Genomic DNA, 19,505 nt, shown 5'->3' with positions numbered 1-19,505 from the left:
TGCTGCGGCGCTTTGGTTTACCAAGCCCGCCGATTGCCCGAAGGAGCCCGCAATGTCCGACCGCGCCCCGAACCATGCCGTTCTGCCCCAGACCCGCGGCGCGCTGACGCCCGATCGTGCGCTGGCCGATTTGACATGGCTGCGGGTTGGCGGACCTGCCGACTACCTGTTCCAGCCCGCTGATCAGGCCGATCTGGCCGATTTCCTGCAGGGTCTCGATCCCGCCGTTCCGGTGTTTCCGATGGGCGTCGGCTCAAACCTGATCGTGCGCGATGGCGGTATCCGTGGCGTGGTGATCCGGCTGGGGCGCGGCTTCAACGGGATTTCCTGCGACGGCGGCATCGTCACTGCGGGCGCGGCCGCGCTGGATGCCCATGTCGCGCGCCGCGCAGCCGAGGCGGGGCTGGACCTGACCTTTCTGCGCACCATTCCCGGCAGCATCGGCGGTGCGATCCGCATGAATGCGGGCTGCTACGGTGCCTATGTCGCCGATCACCTGATCTCGGTCCGGGCTGTGGCAAGGGACGGTCTCGTCCACGACATCTCTGCCGCCGATCTGCGTTTTGGCTATCGCCATTCCGATCTGCCCGAAGGCTGGGTGGTGACCGAGGCCCGCTTCCGCGCCGAAGCTGGCGATCCGGCGGAACTTGCCGCGCGGATGGAGGATCAGCTGGCCCGCCGCGACGCGAGCCAGCCGACCAAGGATCGCAGCGCCGGTTCCACCTTCCGCAATCCGGCGGGGTTTTCCTCGACCGGGCGGGCCGACGACACGCATGAACTGAAGGCATGGTCGCTGATCGACGCCGCGGGCCTGCGCGGCCACCGTCTGGGCGGGGCGCAGATGTCGGAAAAGCACCCGAACTTCCTGCTCAATGCCGGAGGCGCCACCGCAGCCGAGCTTGAGGCCCTGGGCGAACTGGTCCGCAAGCGCGTCCATGAGACCAGCGGCCATGATCTGCAATGGGAAGTCATCCGCATCGGTGAGCCGTAAACCGCCGGTCTGACTGGAAAAATCGCGTAAAAGGCGAAATAGGGACTTTTGCGAACAAAGATCAGCGGCTATCCTCAAAGCATAAATACCCGGATCAACCGGGTGCATGAGGCAGAAATTGGCGGGCAGGTCGAGCAGGACAGCCCCGAAAGTCGCAGTTCTCAAGGGCGGACCCTCGGCCGAGCGCGAGGTGTCCCTGTCCTCGGGGCGGGAATGCGCGCAGGCGCTGCGGCAGGCGGGCTATGAAGTCACCGAGATTGATGCGGGCAGGGATCTGCCCGAGCGTCTGGCCGATGCCGCGCCCGATGTCGTATTCAATGCATTGCATGGTCGCTGGGGCGAGGATGGCTGCGTTCAGGGTCTGATGGACTGGCTGGGCTATCGCTACACCCATTCGGGCGTGCTGGCCTCGGCCCTTGCCATGGACAAAAGCCGCGCCAAGCAGGCCTTCCGCGAGGCCGGGTTGCCTGTCGTCGAAAGCCTGATCGCCGATCGCGACGAGGTCCGCGCGCGTCATGTCATGGCCCCGCCCTATGTGGTGAAGCCGAATGACGAAGGCTCGTCGGTCGGCGTCTATATCGTGCATGAGGCTGCCAACAGCCCGCCGCAATTGTCCGAACACATGCCCGCCCGCGTCATGGTCGAAACCTATGCGCCGGGCCGCGAGCTGACCACCGCCGTGCTGGGCGACCGCGCCCTTGGCGTGACCGAGATCAAGACCACCGGCTGGTATGATTACGACGCGAAATACAAGCCCGGCGGCTCGACCCATGTCATCCCGGCGGAAATCCCGGTCGAAATCATGCATGCCTGCCACGATTACGCCGTCCGCGCGCATCAGGCGCTGGGGTGTCGTGGCCTGAGCCGCACCGATTTTCGCTGGGACGAAAGCCGCGGTCTGGACGGGCTGATCATTCTTGAGGTCAACACCCAGCCCGGCATGACCCCCACCTCGCTTGCGCCGGAACAGGCCGCGCATGTGGGCATGGATTTCCCTGCGCTCTGTTCGTGGATCGTCGAGGAGGCGCTATGCAGGGACTGAACCCCTTTGGGCATCGCGATGCCGATCAGGGTCGTCCCGCACCGGTGCGGCATGTGCCGTCGCGTCCCGCGCCTCAGGTTGGTGCTGCCAAGGCCACTCCGCGTCGCGATCCCGCACCGTCCCGTCTGGCCTATCGCCTGAACCGGATGATGCTGCGCCCGCTGATGCGGCGGCTGATCCGGGTGGGCCTGCCGGCCTTCCTGATCGCCATGGTGGGCGGGATCTGGCTGTCGGACGAAACCCGGCGCGCGAACCTGTATAGCGGCGTCGATGGGGTGGTGGACAAGGTCCAGCACCGCGACGCCTTCATGGTGCAGTCGATGCGGATCGAAGGCGCGTCCGAGGTCGTGGACAAGGCGCTGCGCGCCATGCTGCCGGTCGAGCTTCCGGCGTCGAGTTTCGATATCGATCTGGCCAAGCTGCGCGAAAAGGTCCGCATGCTGGACGCTGTCGAGGCGGTTGACCTGCGCATCACGCCGGGTGGCGTGCTGACGGCGGTGGTCACCGAGCGCGTGCCGGCCGTGCTGTGGCGCCATGCCCGCGGGCTGGAATTGCTGGACAAGACCGGCCACCGCGTCGCCTCGGTCACCGCGCGCGATGTGCGCAAGGACCTGCCGATCATCGCGGGCGAGGGTGCCGACCGCGCCGCGCCCGAAGCCATGGCCCTGATCGAGGCCGCTGGCCCGATCCTGCCGCGTCTGCGCGGGCTGGAGCGTGTGGGCGAGCGGCGCTGGGATCTGGTGCTGGACAATGGCCAGCGCGTGAAACTGCCCGAGGACGGCGCGCTTCGTGCGCTGGAACGGGTGATTGCCCTGAACAAGGCGCAGGATCTGCTGTCGCGCGACGTGGCCGAGATCGATCTGCGCAACGAGTTCCGTCCGGTCCTGCAGATCGGCAATGAGGCCCAGAACGCCATCCGCCGCGCCCGCGGTCAGGCCGAGATCGGCCCGGATGGCAAGCCGCTTGAGACCAATCCCAGCGTCGCCGCTGGCCAGAAGAACAGCACGAAGACCGGAACCAACCCAAAAAAGACCTGAAAAAGAACAGAGAGGGCAGGGAATGAAGGATCTCTACCAGGGCCAGAGGGCAATGCGGAACATGCGCCGACAGGCCATGCAGCGCGGCGTCATCGCGGTGCTGGACATCGGGACCTCGAAGATCGCCTGCCTTGTCCTGCAATTCGACGGCCCCGGCCAGTTCCGCGAGACGGACGGAGTCGGCCCGATGGCCGGGCAGTCGAATTTCCGCGTCATCGGCATGGCCCATACCCGCTCGCGCGGGATGCGCTTCGGCGAAATCCAGACCATGGCCGAGACCGAGCGCGCCATCCGCACCGTCATCCAGTCGGCGCAGAAGGCGGCGAATGTCCGGGTCGATCACGTGATCGCCTGTATCTCGGGCGCGCGTCCGGCCTCTTATGGGCTGGCCGGAGAGATCGGGCTGGACGCAGGCAAGGTGGCCGAGAATGACGTGTCGCGTGTCCTTGCGGCCTGCGAAGTCCCCGATTTCGGTCGCGGCCGCGAGGTGCTGCATGCGCAGCCGGTCAATTTCGCCGTCGATGGCAAGTCCGGTCTGTCCGATCCGCGCGACCATACCGGCGACAAGCTGGCGGTAGATATGCATGTTTTGACCATCGATGGCGATGCCGCGGGCAATCTGGTCCATTGCATCCGCCGCTGCGACATGGAGCTGGCCGGGGTGGCCTCGGCCTCTTACGCGTCGGGGCTGGCGGCGCTGGTCGAGGATGAGCAGGAACTGGGTGCGGCCTGCATCGATCTGGGCAGCGGCACCACGGGCGTCTCGGTCTTCATCAAGAAGCACATGATCTTTGCCGATGCGGTACGCTTTGGCGGCGACCTGATCACCCAGGACATCGCCAAAGGGCTGCGCATCAGCTACGCGCAGGCCGAGCGGCTCAAGACCCTGCATGGCGGGGTCGAGGCGACCGGCCGCGACGATCACGAGATGATCGATCTGGGCGGTGATACCGGCGATTGGGAAACCGACCGCCGTCAGGTCAGCCGCGCCGACCTGATCGGCATCATGCGCCCCCGCGTCGAGGAAATCCTTGAGAACGTCGCCGGGATTCTTGAGGCGGCGGGTTTTGATTTCATGCCCTCGCGGCAGGTGGTCCTGACCGGTGGTGGAAGCCAGATTCCGGGTCTGGATACGCTGGCCGCGCGGATGCTGGGCCATAACGTCCGCATCGGTCGCCCGCTGCGCATTCAGGGCCTGCCCCATAACGCAACCGCACCCGGTTTCTCCTCGGCCATCGGGCTGGCGCTGCTGACGGCCCATCCGCAGGACGAGTGGTGGGACTTCGAAATGCCTGCCGAGGCCTATCCCGCGCGCAGCATAAGGCGCGCCTACCGGTGGTTTAAAAACAACTGGTAGTAGAAAAGAAACTTGATAATGTGCTGGTGGAGGCATGCGCCCACCACATGCTGAAGAATGGGCAAGATACCGCCGAAATTACTCTGGTGTTTAGGTACATTTTGTGTGAAGCGCGTGATTTTTGGATGACGCTTGGGCCGAATCTGGCTAGGCTTTCTTTGATACGGGGATTCGACCGGACTCCGCACTGTCCGGCGCAAACAACAAGGCAGGCGAAATGGAACGGCAGATCCACCTGATGCTCAACGATGACCAGGAATTGAAGCCGCGCATCACCGTCTTCGGCGTCGGTGGTGCGGGTGGCAACGCGGTCAATAACATGATCGACAAGCAGCTTGAGGGCGTCGATTTCGTCGTGGCCAATACCGACGCCCAGGCCTTGCAGAACTCCAAGGCCGAGCAGCGCATCCAGATCGGTCCGAAGGTGACCGAAGGCCTTGGCGCCGGCGCGAAACCGTCGATCGGTGCCAAGGCCGCCGAAGAAACCATCGAAGATATCGTCGATCATCTGATGGGCGCGCATATGTGCTTCATCACTGCTGGCATGGGTGGCGGGACCGGGACTGGTGCGGCCCCGATCATCGCCCAAGCCGCGCGCGAGATGGGCATCCTGACCGTCGGCGTCGTGACCAAGCCCTTCCAGTTCGAAGGCACCAAGCGCATGCGTCAGGCCGAGGACGGGGTCGAGGCCCTGCAGAAGGTCGTCGACACGCTGATCATCATTCCGAACCAGAACCTGTTCCGTCTGGCCAACGAAAAGACCACCTTTACCGAAGCCTTCGCGATGGCCGATGACGTTCTGTATCAGGGCGTCAAGGGCGTGACCGACCTGATGGTACGTCCGGGCCTGATCAACCTCGACTTCGCCGACGTCCGCGCCGTGATGGACGAGATGGGCAAGGCGATGATGGGCACCGGCGAAGCCTCGGGCGAGAACCGCGCCGTGCAGGCCGCCGAGAAGGCGATCGCGAACCCGCTGCTCGACGAAATCAGCCTGAACGGCGCCCGCGGCGTCCTGATCAACATCACCGGCGGCTACGACCTGACCCTGTTCGAAATGGACGAGGCGGCCGAGAAGATCCGCGAGAAGGTCGATCCCGAGGCGAATATCATCGTCGGCTCGACGCTGGACCCGTCGATGGAAGGCTCGATCCGCGTGTCGGTCGTGGCGACCGGCATCGACTCTTCGGCAGCCGAACTGCCCGCGCCGCGTCGCGGCATGAAAGAGCCGCTGACCCAGACGCCGAACGTGTCGCAAAAACCGGTCGACGAACCCGAGCCGGTTCCGGCACGCCGCGCTCCGGTCGAAACCATTGATCCGGTGCAGCATGTCGCCGCCCGTTCGCAGCATCCTGCCCAGCCGGACCACCGTTATGTCGAAGACGACATGCCGCGCCCGGCCTACCAGCCCGAGACTCGTCAGCCCTCGCATCCGCAGGGTGATGCGCTGCACGGCGATACTGGCAGCTTCATCCCGCCGCGTCGCCCGGCTGCAGCGCCCGGCACGCCTTCGGATGCCGCAATGGCCCGCCTTGCGCAGGCCGTGCAGCGCGCGCCCGAGCGTCAGGCCGCACCGCAGCCGCGTCAGCCCGCGCAACCGCAGCAGGACGTGGCCAGTCGCGTGCAAAGCCGCATGGGTGGCCTCAGCCGCATGCTTGAGCGTATCTCGGGCCATTCGGATCATTCGGCCGAAAAACCCGCCGCCTCGACCATCGCCGAGCGCGTGAATGAGCGTGTCGCAGCCCGCCGCAGCGGCGGATACGATGCTGGTTTCGACGATCTCTCCAGCCCCGACCGGGCCGATGACAATGTCGAAATTCCGGCCTTCCTGCGCCGTCAGGCAAACTGAGCCGATCACAAGTTTTTCGGCAGGAATCCAGAAGGGACCGCTTCGGCGGTCCTTTTTTCTTTTCCGGATCAGCGCTTTGCCGCCGATCGGTTGTTTGGTCACACGGACGGGGCTGCTTTGTTTCATCCCGTCACAAATCGTTAATTGTGACTTTCCCGCGACGCGCCTAACTCAGTCTCAAGACGGAAGGGGCACTCCCTTCACCACAGAATAAGACAGGCAAGACCATGCAGACGACCATTGCTCAGAAAGCTCAGTTCCGCGGCGTAGGGCTGCACTCGGGTGCGGCGGTGCGTCTTGCGATTCTGCCGGCACCCGCCGGTCACGGCATCGTGTTCGTACGCACCGATCTGGGTGGCGTGCGGATTCCGGCGCGTTGGGACCATGTGACCCCATCGCAGCTTTGCACGCTGCTGGACAATGGCGCGGGTGCGACCGTCTCGACCGTCGAGCACGTGATGGCGGCGCTGGCCGGGACCGGAATCAATAATGCGCTGGTCGAAGTCAACGGCCCCGAGGTTCCGATTCTGGATGGCTCGTCCGAGCCCTTCGTTCGCGGCATCATGGAGGCGGGTATCCGTCGCCAGCCCGAATCCGAACTGCGCGCCATCCGCGTGCTGCGCACCGTTGAGGTGCATCACGGTCAGGGCTTTGCCCGGCTGACGCCCTCGGACCGGCTGGAGATCCATTTCGACATCGACTTCACCGATGCCGCGATCGGCCATCAGGAAAAGCGGCTGGATATGGCCAATGGCAGCTTCGTGCATGAGCTGATGGACAGCCGCACGTTCTGCCGTCAGGCCGATGTGGTGCAGATGCAGCAGAACGGGCTGGCCCTTGGCGGGACCTATCTGAACGCGGTTGTGATCGACGGCGACAAGGTGCTGTCGCCCGGCGGTCTGCGCCATTCGGACGAGGCCGTGCGCCACAAGATGCTGGACGCGATGGGCGACCTTGCGCTGGCGGGCGCACCGCTGCTGGCGCGCTATACCGGCCATCGGGCGGGCCACGCCATGACCAACAAGCTGCTGCGCGCGCTTTTCGCGGCGCCGGATGCGTGGGAATGGGTCACGGTGACGCCTTCGATGCAGGACCATCTGCCGGGTGCCGGCGTGGTGGCCGAGATGGGCGCGGTCTTCGACCCGACCCATCATCTGGCCGTCGCCTGAGGCGCGGCTGTCCTGCCGGCGAAATGGCGCTCAAGCTCTCGACCTCAAGCGTATTTTGGCATTTTGCGCAGCCGGATTTTCTGTGCTAGGACGACCGGGCCGTGGGGGTGCAAGCCCGCGCGGCCCAAAGTAATTTTGACGGGCAGGTAGCAGGCATGGCGGGCATCAGATCGGCGGGTTCCTTGGTCGCGGTGGCTCTGTCAGTCGGACTCTTGGCGGGCTGCGGCGGCGGCGGAGACACCAGCAAGGTTCCCGAATCGCTTGAAAGCTTCACCGCCGAGGAAATCTACAAGCGCGGCGAATACGAGCTGGAGAACACCCGCAAGCCCGAGGCGGCGGTGAAATATTTCTCCGAGGTCGAGCGGCTGTATCCCTATTCCGAATGGGCCAAGCGTGCGCTGATCATGCAGGCCTATTCCTATCACCGGGCCCGCGACTACGAAGAGGCGCGGGGCGCGGCGCAGCGTTTCATCGACACCTATCCGGGGGATGAGGACGCGGCCTATGCGAAATACCTGCTGGCGTTGTCCTATTACGACCAGATCGATGAGGTCGGCCGCGACCAGGGCCTGACCTTCCAGTCGCTGCAGGCGCTGCGCGAGGTCATCGAACAATATCCCGACAGCGAATATGCGCGCTCTTCGATCCTGAAATTCGATCTGGCCTTCGACCATCTGGCGGCCAAGGAGATGGAGATCGGGCGCTATTACCTGAAGCGCGGGCATTACTCGGCCGCGATCAACCGCTTCCGCGTCGTGGTCGAGGATTACCAGACCACGACCCATACGCCCGAGGCGCTGATGCGTCTGGTCGAGGCCTATCTGGCGCTTGGCCTGAACAATGAAGCACAGACCGCTGGCGCGATTCTTGGCCATAACTTCCGGTCCTCGCCCTTCTATCTGGATGCCTATGCGCAGCTACGCGGGGCTGGGCTTGCCCCCGCGGTGGCGGGCGACAGCTGGCTGACCGCCGTGTACCGGCAGGTCATCCAGGGCAAATGGTTGTGATGGTGCGCTGAAGCGCACCCTACGGGGGCTGAATGCTTCGTTCGCTGGACATTCGCGACATGCTGCTGATCGACCGGCTGGATTTGGACTTCCGGCCGGGTCTGAACGTGCTGACCGGCGAGACCGGGGCCGGCAAGTCGATCCTGCTGGATTGCTTGGGCTTTGTGCTGGGTTGGCGCGGTCGTGCCGATCTGGTCCGCAATGGCGCGAGCCAAGGCGAGGTGACCGCCGTTTTCGACCTGCCCCAAGCGCATCCCGCCCGTCCGCTGCTGACCGAGGCCGGGATTCCGGTCGGAGATGAGCTGATCCTGCGTCGCGTGAACGGCGCGGATGGCCGCAAGACGGGCTATATCAACGATCGCCGCGCCTCGGGTGAAGTGCTGCGGGCACTGTCGGAAACACTGGTTGAGCTGCATGGCCAGCATGATGATCGTGGCCTGCTGAACCCGCGGGGGCATCGGCTGCTGCTCGATGCCTTTGCCGCAGTGGATCTGTCGGCAGTGCGTTCGGCCTGGGTAGAGCGGCGTGAGGCGCGGGCAGCGTTGGCCGGGGCCGAGGCGAACCTTGCTGCTGCGAAGGGCGAGGAGGAATTCCTGCGCCATGCCGTGGCCGAACTGGACAAGCTGGACCCGCAACCGGGCGAAGAGGCCGAGCTGGACACGCGCCGCCGTGCCATGCAGGGGGCCGAGCGCATCCGTGGCGATGTCGCGCGCGCGCTGCATGCATTGGGGTCAGAGGGGGCCGAGGGCGCGATGCTCGACGCCGGTCGCTGGCTTGACGGTGCGGCCGAGCGTGCCGAGGGGCGGCTCGAGGCCGCATCAGCCGCCCTTCAGCGCGCGCTGATCGAGCTGTCCGATGCCGTGGCGGGGGTGGAATCGGCGCTAGAGGCGATGGAGTTCGACCCGCGCGATCTGGAAAAGACCGAAGAGCGGCTGTTCGCCTTGCGGGCCTTGGCGCGCAAGCATGATGTGCTGGCGGACGAACTCTCCGGGCTTGCCGATGAGTTGCGCGCTCGCCTCTCGCGTATCGACGCGGGCGAGGGTGATCTGGCGCGCCTGACCGAGGCGGTGGCTGCGGCTGACGCGCATTACGACGCGGTGGCATCCGGGCTGTCCGAGGCGCGCGCCACGGCCGCCAAGCGGCTCGATGCCGCGATGGCGGCCGAACTTGCGCCGCTGAAGATGGAGCGCGCCGTTTTCGAAACCGTGCTGTCGGATGCCGAACCCGGACCCGAGGGCAGGGACGCCGTGGCCTTCACCGTCGCCACCAACCCCGGTGCGCCATCCGGCCCCTTGGACCGCATCGCCTCGGGCGGCGAGCTGTCACGCTTTCTGCTGGCGCTCAAGGTCTGCCTGGCGCGCGGCAACGATGCGCTGGTATTGATTTTTGACGAAATCGACCGCGGCGTCGGCGGTGCGACTGCGGATGCCGTGGGGCGTCGTTTGGCCCGTCTGGCCGAGGGTGCACAGGTTCTGGTGGTGACCCACAGCCCGCAGGTCGCGGCGCTTGGCGGGCATCACTTCCGCGTCGCGAAATCGGTGACGGACGGGATGACCACCTCGCGCGTGACGGCGCTGAACGATCCCGAACGCATCGAGGAGATTGCCCGGATGATCTCGGGCGAGACGACGACCTCGGCTGCGAAAGAGGCCGCGCGGGCGCTGCTTCAGGGCTGATCAGTCCAGGATGTGATCGACTTCGCGGATGATCGACTGCACCTGCAGCGTTTCGGCGTCATAGCGCACCAATCGGCCATCGATCACGCCATATTCACTGCCCGCAGGCGGTCGGCTGATTCCGTAAAGGCCGGGGCGACTGATGCGATGCAATTGCTCGGCATCGATATGTTGCCCGACCCGCAGCTTGCGGGCCGGATGGGCCGAGGCATCCTGTGCAAGGAAGGTCTGGCCGTCCTCACCGCCCATATGCTGGGCCAAAGCCATTGTGCATGCCGCAAGTCCAAGTGCGGCAGCCAGGGTGTATTTGTGTATGCGGTTCATGATCGTTACAATCTAGCACTCGCTTCTTGCCAAGTCGTAAACAAGCATCGACCCGGCAGTCGCGTTTCCAGACCAACGATGCGACAGGCGTCATGGATCCATCACGCACGTGTTTTTGCGTGAAACGGCGCGCATGGCTGTGTCATTTCCGCATCAGTCTCGGCGGTGTAGCCCTTCGAACCGAGGCAGCATGGCCGAGAAATCCTTGCCGCGCCCGTCTTCGTCCTCGACGAAACGGGCGTAAAGCGCGGCGGCGAGCTCACCCATCGGGGTTGGCGCGTCCGCAGCCTCGGCTGCCTGCTGGCTTAGCCGCAGGTCCTTCAGCATCAATTCGGCGGCGAAGCCCGGCTTGTAGCCATTGTCGGCGGGTGATTGCGGGCCCACCCCCGGCGCGGGGCAATAGGTGTTCATCGTCCAGCTGGAACCGGATGAGGTCGAGACCACGTCGAACAGCCGCCCGCGATCCAACCCCAGCCGGTCCGCCAGCGAGAAGGCCTCGCAGGTGGCGATCATCGTCACGCCAAGGATCATGTTGTTGCAGATCTTGGCGGCCTGACCGGCGCCTGAATCGCCGCAATGAACCGCCTTTTGCCCCATGATCTGGAACAGAGGCTGGACCTTGGCGAAATCCGCATCGCTGCCGCCGACCATGAAGGTCAGCGTCCCCGCTGCCGCGCCGCTGATGCCGCCGGAAACCGGCGCATCCAATGCCCCCAGCCCTGCGGCGACGGCCTGCGCCGCGACGGCGCGTGCGCTTTCGACATCGACGGTCGAGCAATCGCAAAGGACCGCGCCGGACGCCATGGCCGGGATCAGATCGCCCGCGACACGGCGCAGGATCGCGCCATCGGGCAGCATGGTGATGACGACATCGGCCCCGCGCGCTGCCGTGGCCACATCCGGCGTGGCAGTCACACCCTGCGGCATCGGGGCGACCGGGTCAAAGCCCGCGACCTCATGCCCTGCTGCGGCCAGATTGCGCGCCATCGGCCCGCCCATATTGCCCAATCCGATGAACCCGATCTTCATGCCCTGTCCTCCCAGTCCAGTTCCGCATCGCCCAAGCTGTCCAGCATCGCGCGCACCTTCCCCTCGGCCGGTGACGCGGCCCAGACCGGATTGCGGTCCTTGTCGATGATCTGTGCGCGGACACCTTCCAGAAAATCGCTTTCGGCGGTGGCGCGATAGGTGAAGCGGTATTCGCGCGCGAGGCTTTCGCGGATCGAGCGGTCGCCCCGCGCCGCGCGAACCAGCGCCAGCGTCGCGGCCATGGACAGCGGCGAATTGCGGCGCAGGGGGGCAAGCATGTCATCTGCACCCGCAGCGGCAAGCGTGGCCATGATGTCCTCGACCGTGCGCCCGCCGAAAACCGACAGATCGGCATTTTCCAGCGGTGCCTCGGGGCGTGGTTGGCCCTTGATGCAGGCGGGATCACCGGTTTCAGCAAGCCGTTCGATCAGCGCGGGCCATTCCTCGACCGGCAGATAGGTATCGGCAAAGCCCGCATGGATCGCGTCGCCCGGTCCCATCCGCGCCGAGGTCAGGCCCAGATATTCCCCGATCCGGCCCGGCGCATGGCCCAGCAGCCAACTGCCGCCGACATCGGGGATCAGGCCAATCCCGGCCTCGGGCATGGCGATGCGGGTGCTGTCGCAGACGATGCGGTGGCTGGCATGGCCGCCCACGCCGACCCCGCCGCCCATGACAAAGCCCTGCATGAAGGCCACCACGGGTTTTGGATATTCGGCAATCCGCGCATTCATCCGGTATTCGTCGCGAAAGAAGTCGCGGCCCAGTTGGTGATCGCCCGCCAGCCCGGCGCGATAGACCGCAGCCACGTCGCCGCCCGAACAAAAGGCGCGGTCGCCCTCGGCATCGATGACGACCAGCGCCACGTCGGCGTCGTCCTGCCAGTCCCGAAGCGCGGCATCGATCGCCAGCGCCATGTCATGGCTCAGCGCGTTCAGCGCCTGCGGGCGGGTAAAGGTGATCCGCCCGGCGCGGCGGTCCTTCAGGATACGGATATCGGTCATCATCCCCGCTCCGCCAGCAACGCGCGGCTGATGATCAGGCGCATGATCTCATTCGTGCCCTCAAGGATCTGGTGGACACGCAGGTCGCGCACGATTTTCTCGATGCCGTAATCGGCCAGATAGCCGTAGCCGCCATGCAGTTGCAGGCACTGATTGGCGACTTCAAAGGCGCGGTCGGTGACATGCAGCTTAGCCATGGCGCAGAACTTGCTGGCATCGGGTGCGCCGTGATCCAGCTTCCATGCCGCCTGCCGCAGGAAGATGCGCGACGATTGCAGCGCGGTCTCCATCTCGGCCAGTCGGAATTGCAGCGCCTGAAACTGGTCGAGGCTTTGGCCAAAGGCCCGCCGTTCACCCATGTAGCGCAAAGTGGCGTCCAGCGCTGCCTGCGCGCCGCCAAGGGCGCAGGCCGAGATGTTCAGCCGCCCCCCGTCCAGCCCCGCCATGGCATAGCTGAATCCTCGGCCTTCATCCCCCAGCAGGTTCTCTGTCGGGATCAGGCAGTCGTCGAATTGCACCTGCGAGGTCGGCTGCGATTTCCAGCCCATCTTACGCTCAAGCGCGCCGAAGCTCAGGCCGGGCGTGCCGTTTTCCACCACGACCGAGGAGATGCCCTTGGGTCCGTCCTGCCCGCTGCGGACCATGCAGATATAAGCGTCCGAATAGCCCCCGCCCGAGATGAAGGCCTTGGTCCCGTTGAGCCGCCAGCCGTCATTCGTGCGCTCGGCCCGTGTGCGCAGCGCGGCGGCGTCGGAACCCGATCCCGGCTCGGTCAGGCAATAGGAAAAGATCGTGGTCATCGCGCAAAGATCGGGCAGCCAATGCGCCTTGCTGTCCTCGGACCCGAATTTCTCGATCATGCCGCCGCACATGTTGTGGATCGACAGAAACGCCGCGACCGAGGGGCAGGACCTCGCCAGCGCCTCAAAGACCAGCGTACCGTCCAGCCGCGAAAGCCCCGTTCCGCCATGATCCTCAGAGACGTAAAGGCCGCCGAAACCCAATTCGGCGGCTTTGGTCCACAGATCGCGGGGGATGGTTCCCGCTTCCTCCCATGCTTGGGCATGTGGGGCGATATGTTCGGCCCCGAATGCGCGGGCCATGTCGAAAATGGCCTCTTGCTCGTCGCTCAGCGCGAAATCCATGCCCTCTCCCTCATGTCTTTCGTAGGCTTCCGGGTGTGGCCCGGAAATGTTGCGCCAGTGTTGCACCCGCGCAAAAGGAAAGGCGAGGGCAATTGCCCCCGCCTTTGACCCTTGTCAGTCCAGCGCTTTGAAGTTCAGGGCAGCGCCGTCCTTGATGCCCGAGAACCAGCGGGCGGTGACCGTCTTGGTCTTGGTGTAGAAGCGGAAGGCGTCGGGCCCGTATTGGTTCAGGTCGCCAAAGGCCGATTTCTTCCAGCCGCCGAACGAGTAGTAGCTGAGCGGCACCGGGATCGGGAAGTTGATGCCGACCATGCCGACGTTCACACGGCTGGCGAAATCGCGCGCGGTGTCGCCATCGGCGGTATAGATCGCCGTGCCATTGCCATAGTCATTGTCCATGACCAGCTTCAGCGCGTCCTCGTAATTGTCGGTGCGCACGGTGGTCAGGACCGGGCCAAAGATCTCTTCCTTGTAGATCTCCATCTCCGGGGTCACGCGGTCAAACAGCGAAGGGCCGCAGAAGAAGCCGTTCTCATAGCCCTGGATCTTCAGATCGCGGCCATCGACGACCAGATCCGCGCCCTGTTCCACGCCCGAGGCGATCAGGCGGTTGATGCGTTCCTGCGAGGCCTTGGTGATGACCGGACCGAAATCGACATCGTCGCCCGCGGTATAGGGGCCGACCTTCAGTTTCTCGATGCGGGGAACCAGACGCTCGATCAGCGCGTCGGCGGTTTTCTGGCCGACCGGAACCGCAACCGAGATCGCCATGCAGCGTTCGCCCGCAGCGCCGTAACCTGCGCCGATCAGCGCGTCGGCGGCCTTGTCCAGATCCGCGTCGGGCATGATCAGCATGTGGTTCTTGGCACCGCCGAAGCATTGCGCACGCTTGCCGTTGGCGGCGGCGCGGCCATAGATGTATTGCGCAATCGGGGTCGAGCCGACAAAGCCCACGGCCTGAACGGTCGGGTGGTCAAGGATCGCGTCGACGATGTCCTTGTCGCCATTGACGACCTGCAGCACGCCGTCCGGCAGACCGGCTTCCTGCGCCAGTTTCGCCAGCATGATCGAGGTCGAGGGCACGCGCTCGGACGGTTTCAGGATCATCGCATTGCCCGCGACCAGCGCCGGGCCCATTTTCCACAGCGGGATCATGGCGGGGAAGTTGAAGGGCGTGATGCCCGCGACCACGCCCAGCGGCTGGCGCATGGCATACAGGTCGATGCCCGGACCGGCATTGTCGGTGAACTCGCCCTTCAGCATCGCAGGCGCGCCCATGCAGACCTCGATCACCTCAAGGCCGCGCTGCACGTCGCCGCGCGCGTCGGGCAGGGTCTTGCCATGCTCGCGCGAGACGATCTCGGCCAGCTTGTCCATGTTCTCGTTGATGAGTTGGCCGAACTTCATCATGACCCGCGAGCGGCGCTGCGGGTTGGTGGCACCCCAGATCTGCTGGGCGCGCTCGGCGCTGGCGATGGCGGCATCAAGTTCGGCCGGGGTGGCCAGCGGCACGCGGGCGATGATCTCGCCGGTGGCCGGGTTGTAGACATCGCTGAAGCGGCCGGAAGTGCCTTTGACTTCCTTGCCGTCGATCCAGTGGTTCAGTTCTTCCATGATGACCTCCCATCGGGAATTTGCGTTGGGACGGATCATAGACTTGCAACATTGCCGGATAAAGACAAAGTCTGGCAAAAGCGTTTTGCGTTTTTGCAAAGGTGAATGATGGACTGGGACGATCTGCGCATCTTTCTGGCCGTGGCGCGCGCCGACAGTCTGTCGGGGGCCAGCAGGCGGCTGGCCATCGATGCCTCGACCGTGGGGCGGCGCATCGCACGGCTGGAACAGGTGCTGGGGGCCAAGCTGTTCGTGAAGACCCCGCAGGGCTATGCGCTGGCCCCCGAGGGCGAACGCCTGCTGCCCCATGCCGAGGCGGCCGAGGCGGCGCTGTCGGATGCGCGCGAGGCCTTGTCCGGTCCCGGCGACCTGACCGGCCAGATCCGCATCGGCGCGCCGGATGGCTGCGCCAATTACCTGCTGCCGCAGATCTGCGCGCGGCTATGCGAGGATCATCCGGGGTTGGAAATCCAGATCGTTGCCCTGCCGCGCGTCTTCAACCTGTCCCGGCGCGAGGCCGACATGGCCATTGCGGTGTCGCAGCCGCAAGCCGGGCGGCTGGTGGTGCAGCGCCTGACCGATTATCAGCTTCACCTTGCCGGGCACGAGGATTACCTGCGCCGCCATCCCCCGATCCTGACGCGCGAGGATCTGCGCGGCCATCGCATGATCGGCTATATCCCCGACATGATCTTTGACCGCGAGTTGGACTATCTGACCGAGACCGGGGCGGATTGGGCGCAGCTGACCTCGAACTCGGTCTCGGTGCAGATGCAGGCGGTACGGACGGGGGCGGGCTTGGGGATCGTGCATGACTTTGCCATTCCCTTCTGTCCGGGTGTCCGTCGGGTGCTGACCGATGCGATTTCGCTGACGCGCAGCTTCTGGCTGATCCGGCATGCCGACGACCGCCGCTCGCAGCGGATGAACCGGATCGCGGATGCGCTGGCGCAGGGAATTCGCGCCGAGGTGGCACGTTTGCAAGGGTTGATCACCCTTGAAGGCCCCAGCCAAGAGCGGGCTTGACGGAAGCGCGCCTTGGGGCAACCTTGAAATCAAGCAGATTTCGCCGAGGAGGAACCACCATGCTCGTGAAGCAGATCCTGTCGATGAAAGCCAGCGGCGAGGTCATCACCATCGCCCCGACCGCCAGCGTGGCCGATGCCGCGAAGATGCTGTCGGACAAGCGCATCGGTGCGATCGTGGTGCTCGGGGATGCGCCGCAGCCGCTTGGCATCATCTCGGAACGCGACATCGTGCGCGAACTTGGCAAACGCGGTGCCGGGGTGCTGGCGCTGACCGTGGGCGACCTGATGACCCGGAACCTGATGACCTGCACTACTGGCGAGGATACCCGCGCCATCCTTGAACGCATGACCGAAGGGCGCTTCCGCCACCTGCCAGTGGTCGATGCCTCGGGGGCGATGATCGGACTGGTCTCGATCGGGGATGCGGTTTCGGCGCGGCTCAAGGAATTGCGGGCCGAGCGTGACGCCCTGACCGGGATGATCATGGGGAACTAGAGTGGTTGCCGCGCGGCGTGACCGCGCGGAACCCCTTGCAATCTTGCGCCAAAACCTGTTTCGGTTGGCCGTTTCGTGGAACAGGGGGGCAGGTCCATGCGTATCGGACTTTATCCGGGCACTTTCGATCCGATCACGCTGGGGCATGTCGATATCATCGAGCGCGCATTGGCGCTGGTCGACCGCCTGGTGATCGGGGTTGCGATCAACCGAGACAAGGGGCCGCTGTTCAAGCTGGATGAGCGTGTCGACATGGTGCGCCACGAATGCGACGCGATCACCCGCCGTCTGGGCGGCGAGATTCTGGTCCATCCGTTCGAGAACTTGCTAATCGACTGCGCCCGCGACGTGGGCGCCACGGTGATCGTGCGCGGCCTGCGCGCGGTGGCCGATTTCGAATATGAGTTCCAGATGGTCGGCATGAACCGCACGCTGGATTCGACGATCGAGACGGTCTTCCTGATGGCCGATGCGCGGCGTCAGGCCATCGCCTCGAAACTGGTCAAGGAAATCGCGCGGCTGGGCGGCGATGTCAGCAAGTTCGTTCCCCCCGCGGTCAATGAGGCGTTGATCGCCCGCTTCCCGGCCTGAGCCGGGCTGGCGGGCCTGTGCAGGAGAGACAGATGCCCGCCATCCCCGCCCGAGAGCCGCTGCCGATCCCGGAACCGGAACGGCAGCCCTTGCCCGATCCGTCGCCCGATCCCGGACCCGAGGATGAGGCGTAATGCAAAAGGGCGGCCCCATGGCCGCCCTTTGTCAATTCCGGTAACTGACGATCAGTCGTCGTTCTGGACCTTGGCGACCGGCGGGGCCAGCTTCGGGGTCACGCCATTGGCCAGCGGATCTTCCTGACGCTGCACCGAGCCTTCGAAATGCGCGCCCGATTCGATGGCGATGGTCTTGTGGATGATGTCGCCTTCGACGCGGGCGGTGGCGGTCAGGCGGACTTTCAGCCCGCGGACACGGCCGACGACACGGCCATTCACCACGACTTCCTCGGCCACGATTTCGCCACGGATGGTGGCGCTTTCGCCGACGATCAGCTGGTGGGCGCGGATGTCGCCTTCGATCGTGCCTTCGACCTGGATGTCGCCCTGGGTCTTGATATTGCCGGTGACGGTCAGGTCAGACGACAGGATCGAGGGCGCGGTGCGCGTGCGCGGGGTCGCAGTGGGCGAGGCCGGCACGTCGATATTCGTCTTTTCCAAGCTCCGCGGTGCTTCGGCCTCGGGGGCCGGCTGCGGCTGGGTCCTGGGTCCGGGTTCAGTTACGCGGGTCTTAGAAAACATTCTGGGCTGCCTTGATGAAGCTCATAGGGTTCATGGCGCGACCTTTCACGCGAACTTCATAGTGAAGATGCGGTCCGGTCGACCTTCCGGTATTGCCCATAGCACCGATAAGCGCTCCGCGCGATACCTTTTGACCCACCTTGACCTTAATCTTGGACAGGTGACCGAAACGGGTCTCGACGCCCATTTCGTGCTGGATCTTGATCAGGTTCCCATAGGCACCCATGCGCCCGGCATGGATCACGACGCCGTCGGCGGTCGCATAGATCGGGGTTCCGACCGGCCCGGCCATGTCGATCCCCTCATGCGCGCGGCCCCAGCGGCGGCCAAAGGGCGAGGTGTAGCGGAAGGCCGATTTCACCGGCATGGCCAGCGGCATCTTTTCGACGGCGATCCGGTAGCTGTTCATCTTGTCCAGCGTGACCATGATCTCCTTGGCCTTCGCCTCGCCCTGCGAGATCTCGGCGTCACCGCTGGAGGAGTAGCTGACCGGGTTCAGCGGTCCGCCTTCGCCCGAATAGCCGCGGCGAATGGTGCTGAGCACGTCATCGGGGTTCATGCCGACATTGCGGAACATGTCGTCCAGCGGCTTGACCGAAACGGTCACGGCGTCTTCCAGCTGGTTCAGGATCTCATCGTTGTTGGCGATGATCCGGTCACGCTCGACGGTCAGCGCCTCGGCCTTGCGCTTGGCCTCATTCGCTTCGGTCATGGCGTCATTGCGCTGGGTCGAAGCCTGCTGAAGCTCACCCGACAGAATGTCGAAAGCGGTCTGCAGCTCGGCGGTCTTTTCGGCGCTGACGGGCTTGCCCGCCAGAGCGGTGCGGCCAAGCGCGTCGTCGCGTTCGCGGACGGCGGTTTGCAGGCTGTTCTGCACGGCCTCAAGCCCGGTCTCCAGCTCGCGGCGGCGGGCCTCGGATTCCAGAAGCTGCGACTGCATGTCCGACACCTGATCCAGCGCGACAGTAAAGCGCTGCTGGGCGGCGACGGCCTCGGAAGCGCGGCTGTCGCGCTCATGCGAGAGATCCGTCAGCCGGGTCTCGAACGCGTCCTGCGCCATGCGGGCCTGATCGCGGTTGCCATGGGCGCTGATCGCGTCGATCGCGAGGATCGAACTGGCAATCACCGCCCAGCCGAAGAAGACAGCAGATCCGCCAAGTGCAACAAGCTGGGTCATCGGGCTGAGCCTGATGAAGCGGGTCGTGCTGTCCGATTTCAGAAAGAGACGCTGTTCTGGCAGCCAGCGCTCAAGCACCGAATTCAGACTTTGAGTGATGCGCAATGTCCCTGATCCATTCTGTGGCTTCGCGTCCAGACCGAGCAGAGGCGGCCGCGTTGGCATTCATAAATCCGAGCTGTGCTTAAAGCGCAACATTCGGGAAATATATGCCCCTATTGTGGGCGGATAGATGCCGATCAAACCGAGGTCAATCAGTCAAGAATTGCCGG

18 protein-coding genes are annotated in these 19,505 nt (G+C 64.9%); 11 read left to right on the top strand and 7 right to left on the bottom strand.

What is annotated here, in order from left to right:
* Positions 1 to 52: 52 nt before the first annotated feature.
* From murB to recN, 8 genes are all read left to right on the top strand, one after another.
* The gene (murB, locus tag GL300_RS01865) at positions 53 to 991 is read left to right on the top strand and encodes a UDP-N-acetylmuramate dehydrogenase (RefSeq protein ID WP_155037870.1); all 939 of its coding nucleotides are present in this window, start codon (positions 53 to 55) and stop codon (positions 989 to 991) included.
* 106 nt (positions 992 to 1,097) lie between these two features.
* Positions 1,098 to 2,033, top strand: a complete 936-nt coding sequence (locus GL300_RS01860; RefSeq protein ID WP_155037869.1) for a D-alanine--D-alanine ligase — start codon at positions 1,098 to 1,100, stop codon at positions 2,031 to 2,033.
* Complete coding sequence (locus GL300_RS01855; protein WP_155037868.1) at positions 2,021 to 3,070, top strand: cell division protein FtsQ/DivIB; 1,050 nt, start codon at positions 2,021 to 2,023, stop codon at positions 3,068 to 3,070. Before GL300_RS01860 ends, GL300_RS01855 begins: the two co-directional genes overlap by 13 nt.
* A 22-nt stretch (positions 3,071 to 3,092) precedes the next feature.
* The gene (ftsA, locus tag GL300_RS01850) at positions 3,093 to 4,427 is read left to right on the top strand and encodes a cell division protein FtsA (protein ID WP_155037867.1); all 1,335 of its coding nucleotides are present in this window, start codon (positions 3,093 to 3,095) and stop codon (positions 4,425 to 4,427) included.
* Positions 4,428 to 4,644: 217 nt separating this feature from the next.
* Positions 4,645 to 6,276: a cell division protein FtsZ gene (gene ftsZ, locus GL300_RS01845; RefSeq protein ID WP_155037866.1), complete on the top strand. Its 1,632-nt coding sequence runs from the start codon at positions 4,645 to 4,647 to the stop codon at positions 6,274 to 6,276.
* 227 nt (positions 6,277 to 6,503) lie between these two features.
* Entirely contained in the window at positions 6,504 to 7,445 is a 942-nt protein-coding gene (lpxC, locus tag GL300_RS01840) for a UDP-3-O-acyl-N-acetylglucosamine deacetylase (protein WP_155037865.1), read from the top strand.
* A 155-nt stretch (positions 7,446 to 7,600) separates the two neighbouring features.
* A complete protein-coding gene (locus GL300_RS01835; RefSeq protein ID WP_155037864.1) occupies positions 7,601 to 8,452 on the top strand; it encodes an outer membrane protein assembly factor BamD in 852 nt (283 codons plus the stop codon).
* 32 nt (positions 8,453 to 8,484) lie between these two features.
* The gene (recN, locus tag GL300_RS01830; protein WP_155037863.1) at positions 8,485 to 10,128 is read left to right on the top strand and encodes a DNA repair protein RecN; all 1,644 of its coding nucleotides are present in this window, start codon (positions 8,485 to 8,487) and stop codon (positions 10,126 to 10,128) included.
* On the opposite strand, the gene GL300_RS01825 is transcribed toward recN, so the two are convergent.
* The 5 genes from GL300_RS01825 to GL300_RS01805 all read right to left on the bottom strand — a co-directional run bounded on the left by GL300_RS01825 (position 10,129) and on the right by GL300_RS01805 (position 15,244).
* The gene (locus GL300_RS01825; protein ID WP_155037862.1) at positions 10,129 to 10,452 is read right to left on the bottom strand and encodes a hypothetical protein; all 324 of its coding nucleotides are present in this window, start codon (positions 10,450 to 10,452) and stop codon (positions 10,129 to 10,131) included.
* A gap of 153 nt (positions 10,453 to 10,605) precedes the next feature.
* Positions 10,606 to 11,481: a 3-hydroxyisobutyrate dehydrogenase gene (gene mmsB, locus GL300_RS01820; protein WP_155037861.1), complete on the bottom strand. Its 876-nt coding sequence runs from the start codon at positions 11,479 to 11,481 to the stop codon at positions 10,606 to 10,608.
* Positions 11,478 to 12,485: an enoyl-CoA hydratase/isomerase family protein gene (locus tag GL300_RS01815; RefSeq protein WP_155037860.1), complete on the bottom strand. Its 1,008-nt coding sequence runs from the start codon at positions 12,483 to 12,485 to the stop codon at positions 11,478 to 11,480. Before GL300_RS01815 ends, mmsB begins: the two co-directional genes overlap by 4 nt.
* Positions 12,485 to 13,630, bottom strand: a complete 1,146-nt coding sequence (locus tag GL300_RS01810; protein WP_155037859.1) for an acyl-CoA dehydrogenase family protein — start codon at positions 13,628 to 13,630, stop codon at positions 12,485 to 12,487. The genes GL300_RS01815 and GL300_RS01810 overlap by 1 nt, the downstream gene beginning before the upstream one ends.
* 114 nt (positions 13,631 to 13,744) lie before the next feature.
* Entirely contained in the window at positions 13,745 to 15,244 is a 1,500-nt protein-coding gene (locus GL300_RS01805; protein WP_155037858.1) for a CoA-acylating methylmalonate-semialdehyde dehydrogenase, read from the bottom strand.
* Positions 15,245 to 15,352: 108 nt separating this feature from the next.
* Between GL300_RS01805 and GL300_RS01800 the strand changes: the two genes are divergently transcribed.
* The 3 genes from GL300_RS01800 (at position 15,353) to coaD (ending at position 17,358) form a co-directional block, all read left to right on the top strand.
* The gene (locus GL300_RS01800; RefSeq protein WP_155037857.1) at positions 15,353 to 16,270 is read left to right on the top strand and encodes a LysR family transcriptional regulator; all 918 of its coding nucleotides are present in this window, start codon (positions 15,353 to 15,355) and stop codon (positions 16,268 to 16,270) included.
* Between the two features lie 59 nt (positions 16,271 to 16,329).
* Positions 16,330 to 16,767, top strand: coding sequence for a CBS domain-containing protein (locus tag GL300_RS01795; RefSeq protein ID WP_155037856.1), 438 nt, complete (start codon positions 16,330 to 16,332; stop codon positions 16,765 to 16,767).
* Positions 16,768 to 16,863: 96 nt separating this feature from the next.
* Positions 16,864 to 17,358 carry a pantetheine-phosphate adenylyltransferase gene (coaD, locus tag GL300_RS01790; protein WP_155037855.1) on the top strand — a complete coding sequence of 165 codons (495 nt, stop codon included), beginning with the start codon at positions 16,864 to 16,866 and terminating at the stop codon, positions 17,356 to 17,358.
* 185 nt (positions 17,359 to 17,543) lie between these two features.
* Here the strand turns inward: coaD and GL300_RS01785 are convergent, their stop codons facing one another.
* Both GL300_RS01785 and GL300_RS01780 read right to left on the bottom strand, forming a co-directional pair.
* Positions 17,544 to 18,056: a bactofilin family protein gene (locus GL300_RS01785; protein WP_155037854.1), complete on the bottom strand. Its 513-nt coding sequence runs from the start codon at positions 18,054 to 18,056 to the stop codon at positions 17,544 to 17,546.
* The gene (locus GL300_RS01780) at positions 18,046 to 19,338 is read right to left on the bottom strand and encodes a M23 family metallopeptidase (protein WP_155037853.1); all 1,293 of its coding nucleotides are present in this window, start codon (positions 19,336 to 19,338) and stop codon (positions 18,046 to 18,048) included. Before GL300_RS01780 ends, GL300_RS01785 begins: the two co-directional genes overlap by 11 nt.
* Positions 19,339 to 19,505 lie beyond the last annotated feature (167 nt).

The organism is Paracoccus litorisediminis (assembly GCF_009711205.1).
Lineage (GTDB): Bacteria > Pseudomonadota > Alphaproteobacteria > Rhodobacterales > Rhodobacteraceae > Paracoccus > Paracoccus litorisediminis.
The sequence above is the reverse complement of the archived record's forward strand: the minus strand, read 5'-3'. Positions and strand labels throughout refer to the sequence as shown.

What these genes read in the sequence shown, in the direction of transcription:
- murB (WP_155037870.1), top strand. Translation starts at nt 53, where the DNA reads ATGTCCGACCGCGCCCCGAACCATGCCGTTCTGCCCCAGACCCGCGGC.
- GL300_RS01860 (WP_155037869.1), top strand. Translation starts at nt 1,098, where the DNA reads ATGAGGCAGAAATTGGCGGGCAGGTCGAGCAGGACAGCCCCGAAAGTC.
- GL300_RS01855 (WP_155037868.1), top strand. Translation starts at nt 2,021, where the DNA reads ATGCAGGGACTGAACCCCTTTGGGCATCGCGATGCCGATCAGGGTCGT.
- ftsA (WP_155037867.1), top strand. Translation starts at nt 3,093, where the DNA reads ATGAAGGATCTCTACCAGGGCCAGAGGGCAATGCGGAACATGCGCCGA.
- ftsZ (WP_155037866.1), top strand. Translation starts at nt 4,645, where the DNA reads ATGGAACGGCAGATCCACCTGATGCTCAACGATGACCAGGAATTGAAG.
- lpxC (WP_155037865.1), top strand. Translation starts at nt 6,504, where the DNA reads ATGCAGACGACCATTGCTCAGAAAGCTCAGTTCCGCGGCGTAGGGCTG.
- GL300_RS01835 (WP_155037864.1), top strand. Translation starts at nt 7,601, where the DNA reads ATGGCGGGCATCAGATCGGCGGGTTCCTTGGTCGCGGTGGCTCTGTCA.
- recN (WP_155037863.1), top strand. Translation starts at nt 8,485, where the DNA reads ATGCTTCGTTCGCTGGACATTCGCGACATGCTGCTGATCGACCGGCTG.
- GL300_RS01825 (WP_155037862.1), bottom strand. Translation starts at nt 10,452, where the DNA reads ATGAACCGCATACACAAATACACCCTGGCTGCCGCACTTGGACTTGCG.
- mmsB (WP_155037861.1), bottom strand. Translation starts at nt 11,481, where the DNA reads ATGAAGATCGGGTTCATCGGATTGGGCAATATGGGCGGGCCGATGGCG.
- GL300_RS01815 (WP_155037860.1), bottom strand. Translation starts at nt 12,485, where the DNA reads ATGACCGATATCCGTATCCTGAAGGACCGCCGCGCCGGGCGGATCACC.
- GL300_RS01810 (WP_155037859.1), bottom strand. Translation starts at nt 13,630, where the DNA reads ATGGATTTCGCGCTGAGCGACGAGCAAGAGGCCATTTTCGACATGGCC.
- GL300_RS01805 (WP_155037858.1), bottom strand. Translation starts at nt 15,244, where the DNA reads ATGGAAGAACTGAACCACTGGATCGACGGCAAGGAAGTCAAAGGCACT.
- GL300_RS01800 (WP_155037857.1), top strand. Translation starts at nt 15,353, where the DNA reads ATGGACTGGGACGATCTGCGCATCTTTCTGGCCGTGGCGCGCGCCGAC.
- GL300_RS01795 (WP_155037856.1), top strand. Translation starts at nt 16,330, where the DNA reads ATGCTCGTGAAGCAGATCCTGTCGATGAAAGCCAGCGGCGAGGTCATC.
- coaD (WP_155037855.1), top strand. Translation starts at nt 16,864, where the DNA reads ATGCGTATCGGACTTTATCCGGGCACTTTCGATCCGATCACGCTGGGG.
- GL300_RS01785 (WP_155037854.1), bottom strand. Translation starts at nt 18,056, where the DNA reads ATGTTTTCTAAGACCCGCGTAACTGAACCCGGACCCAGGACCCAGCCG.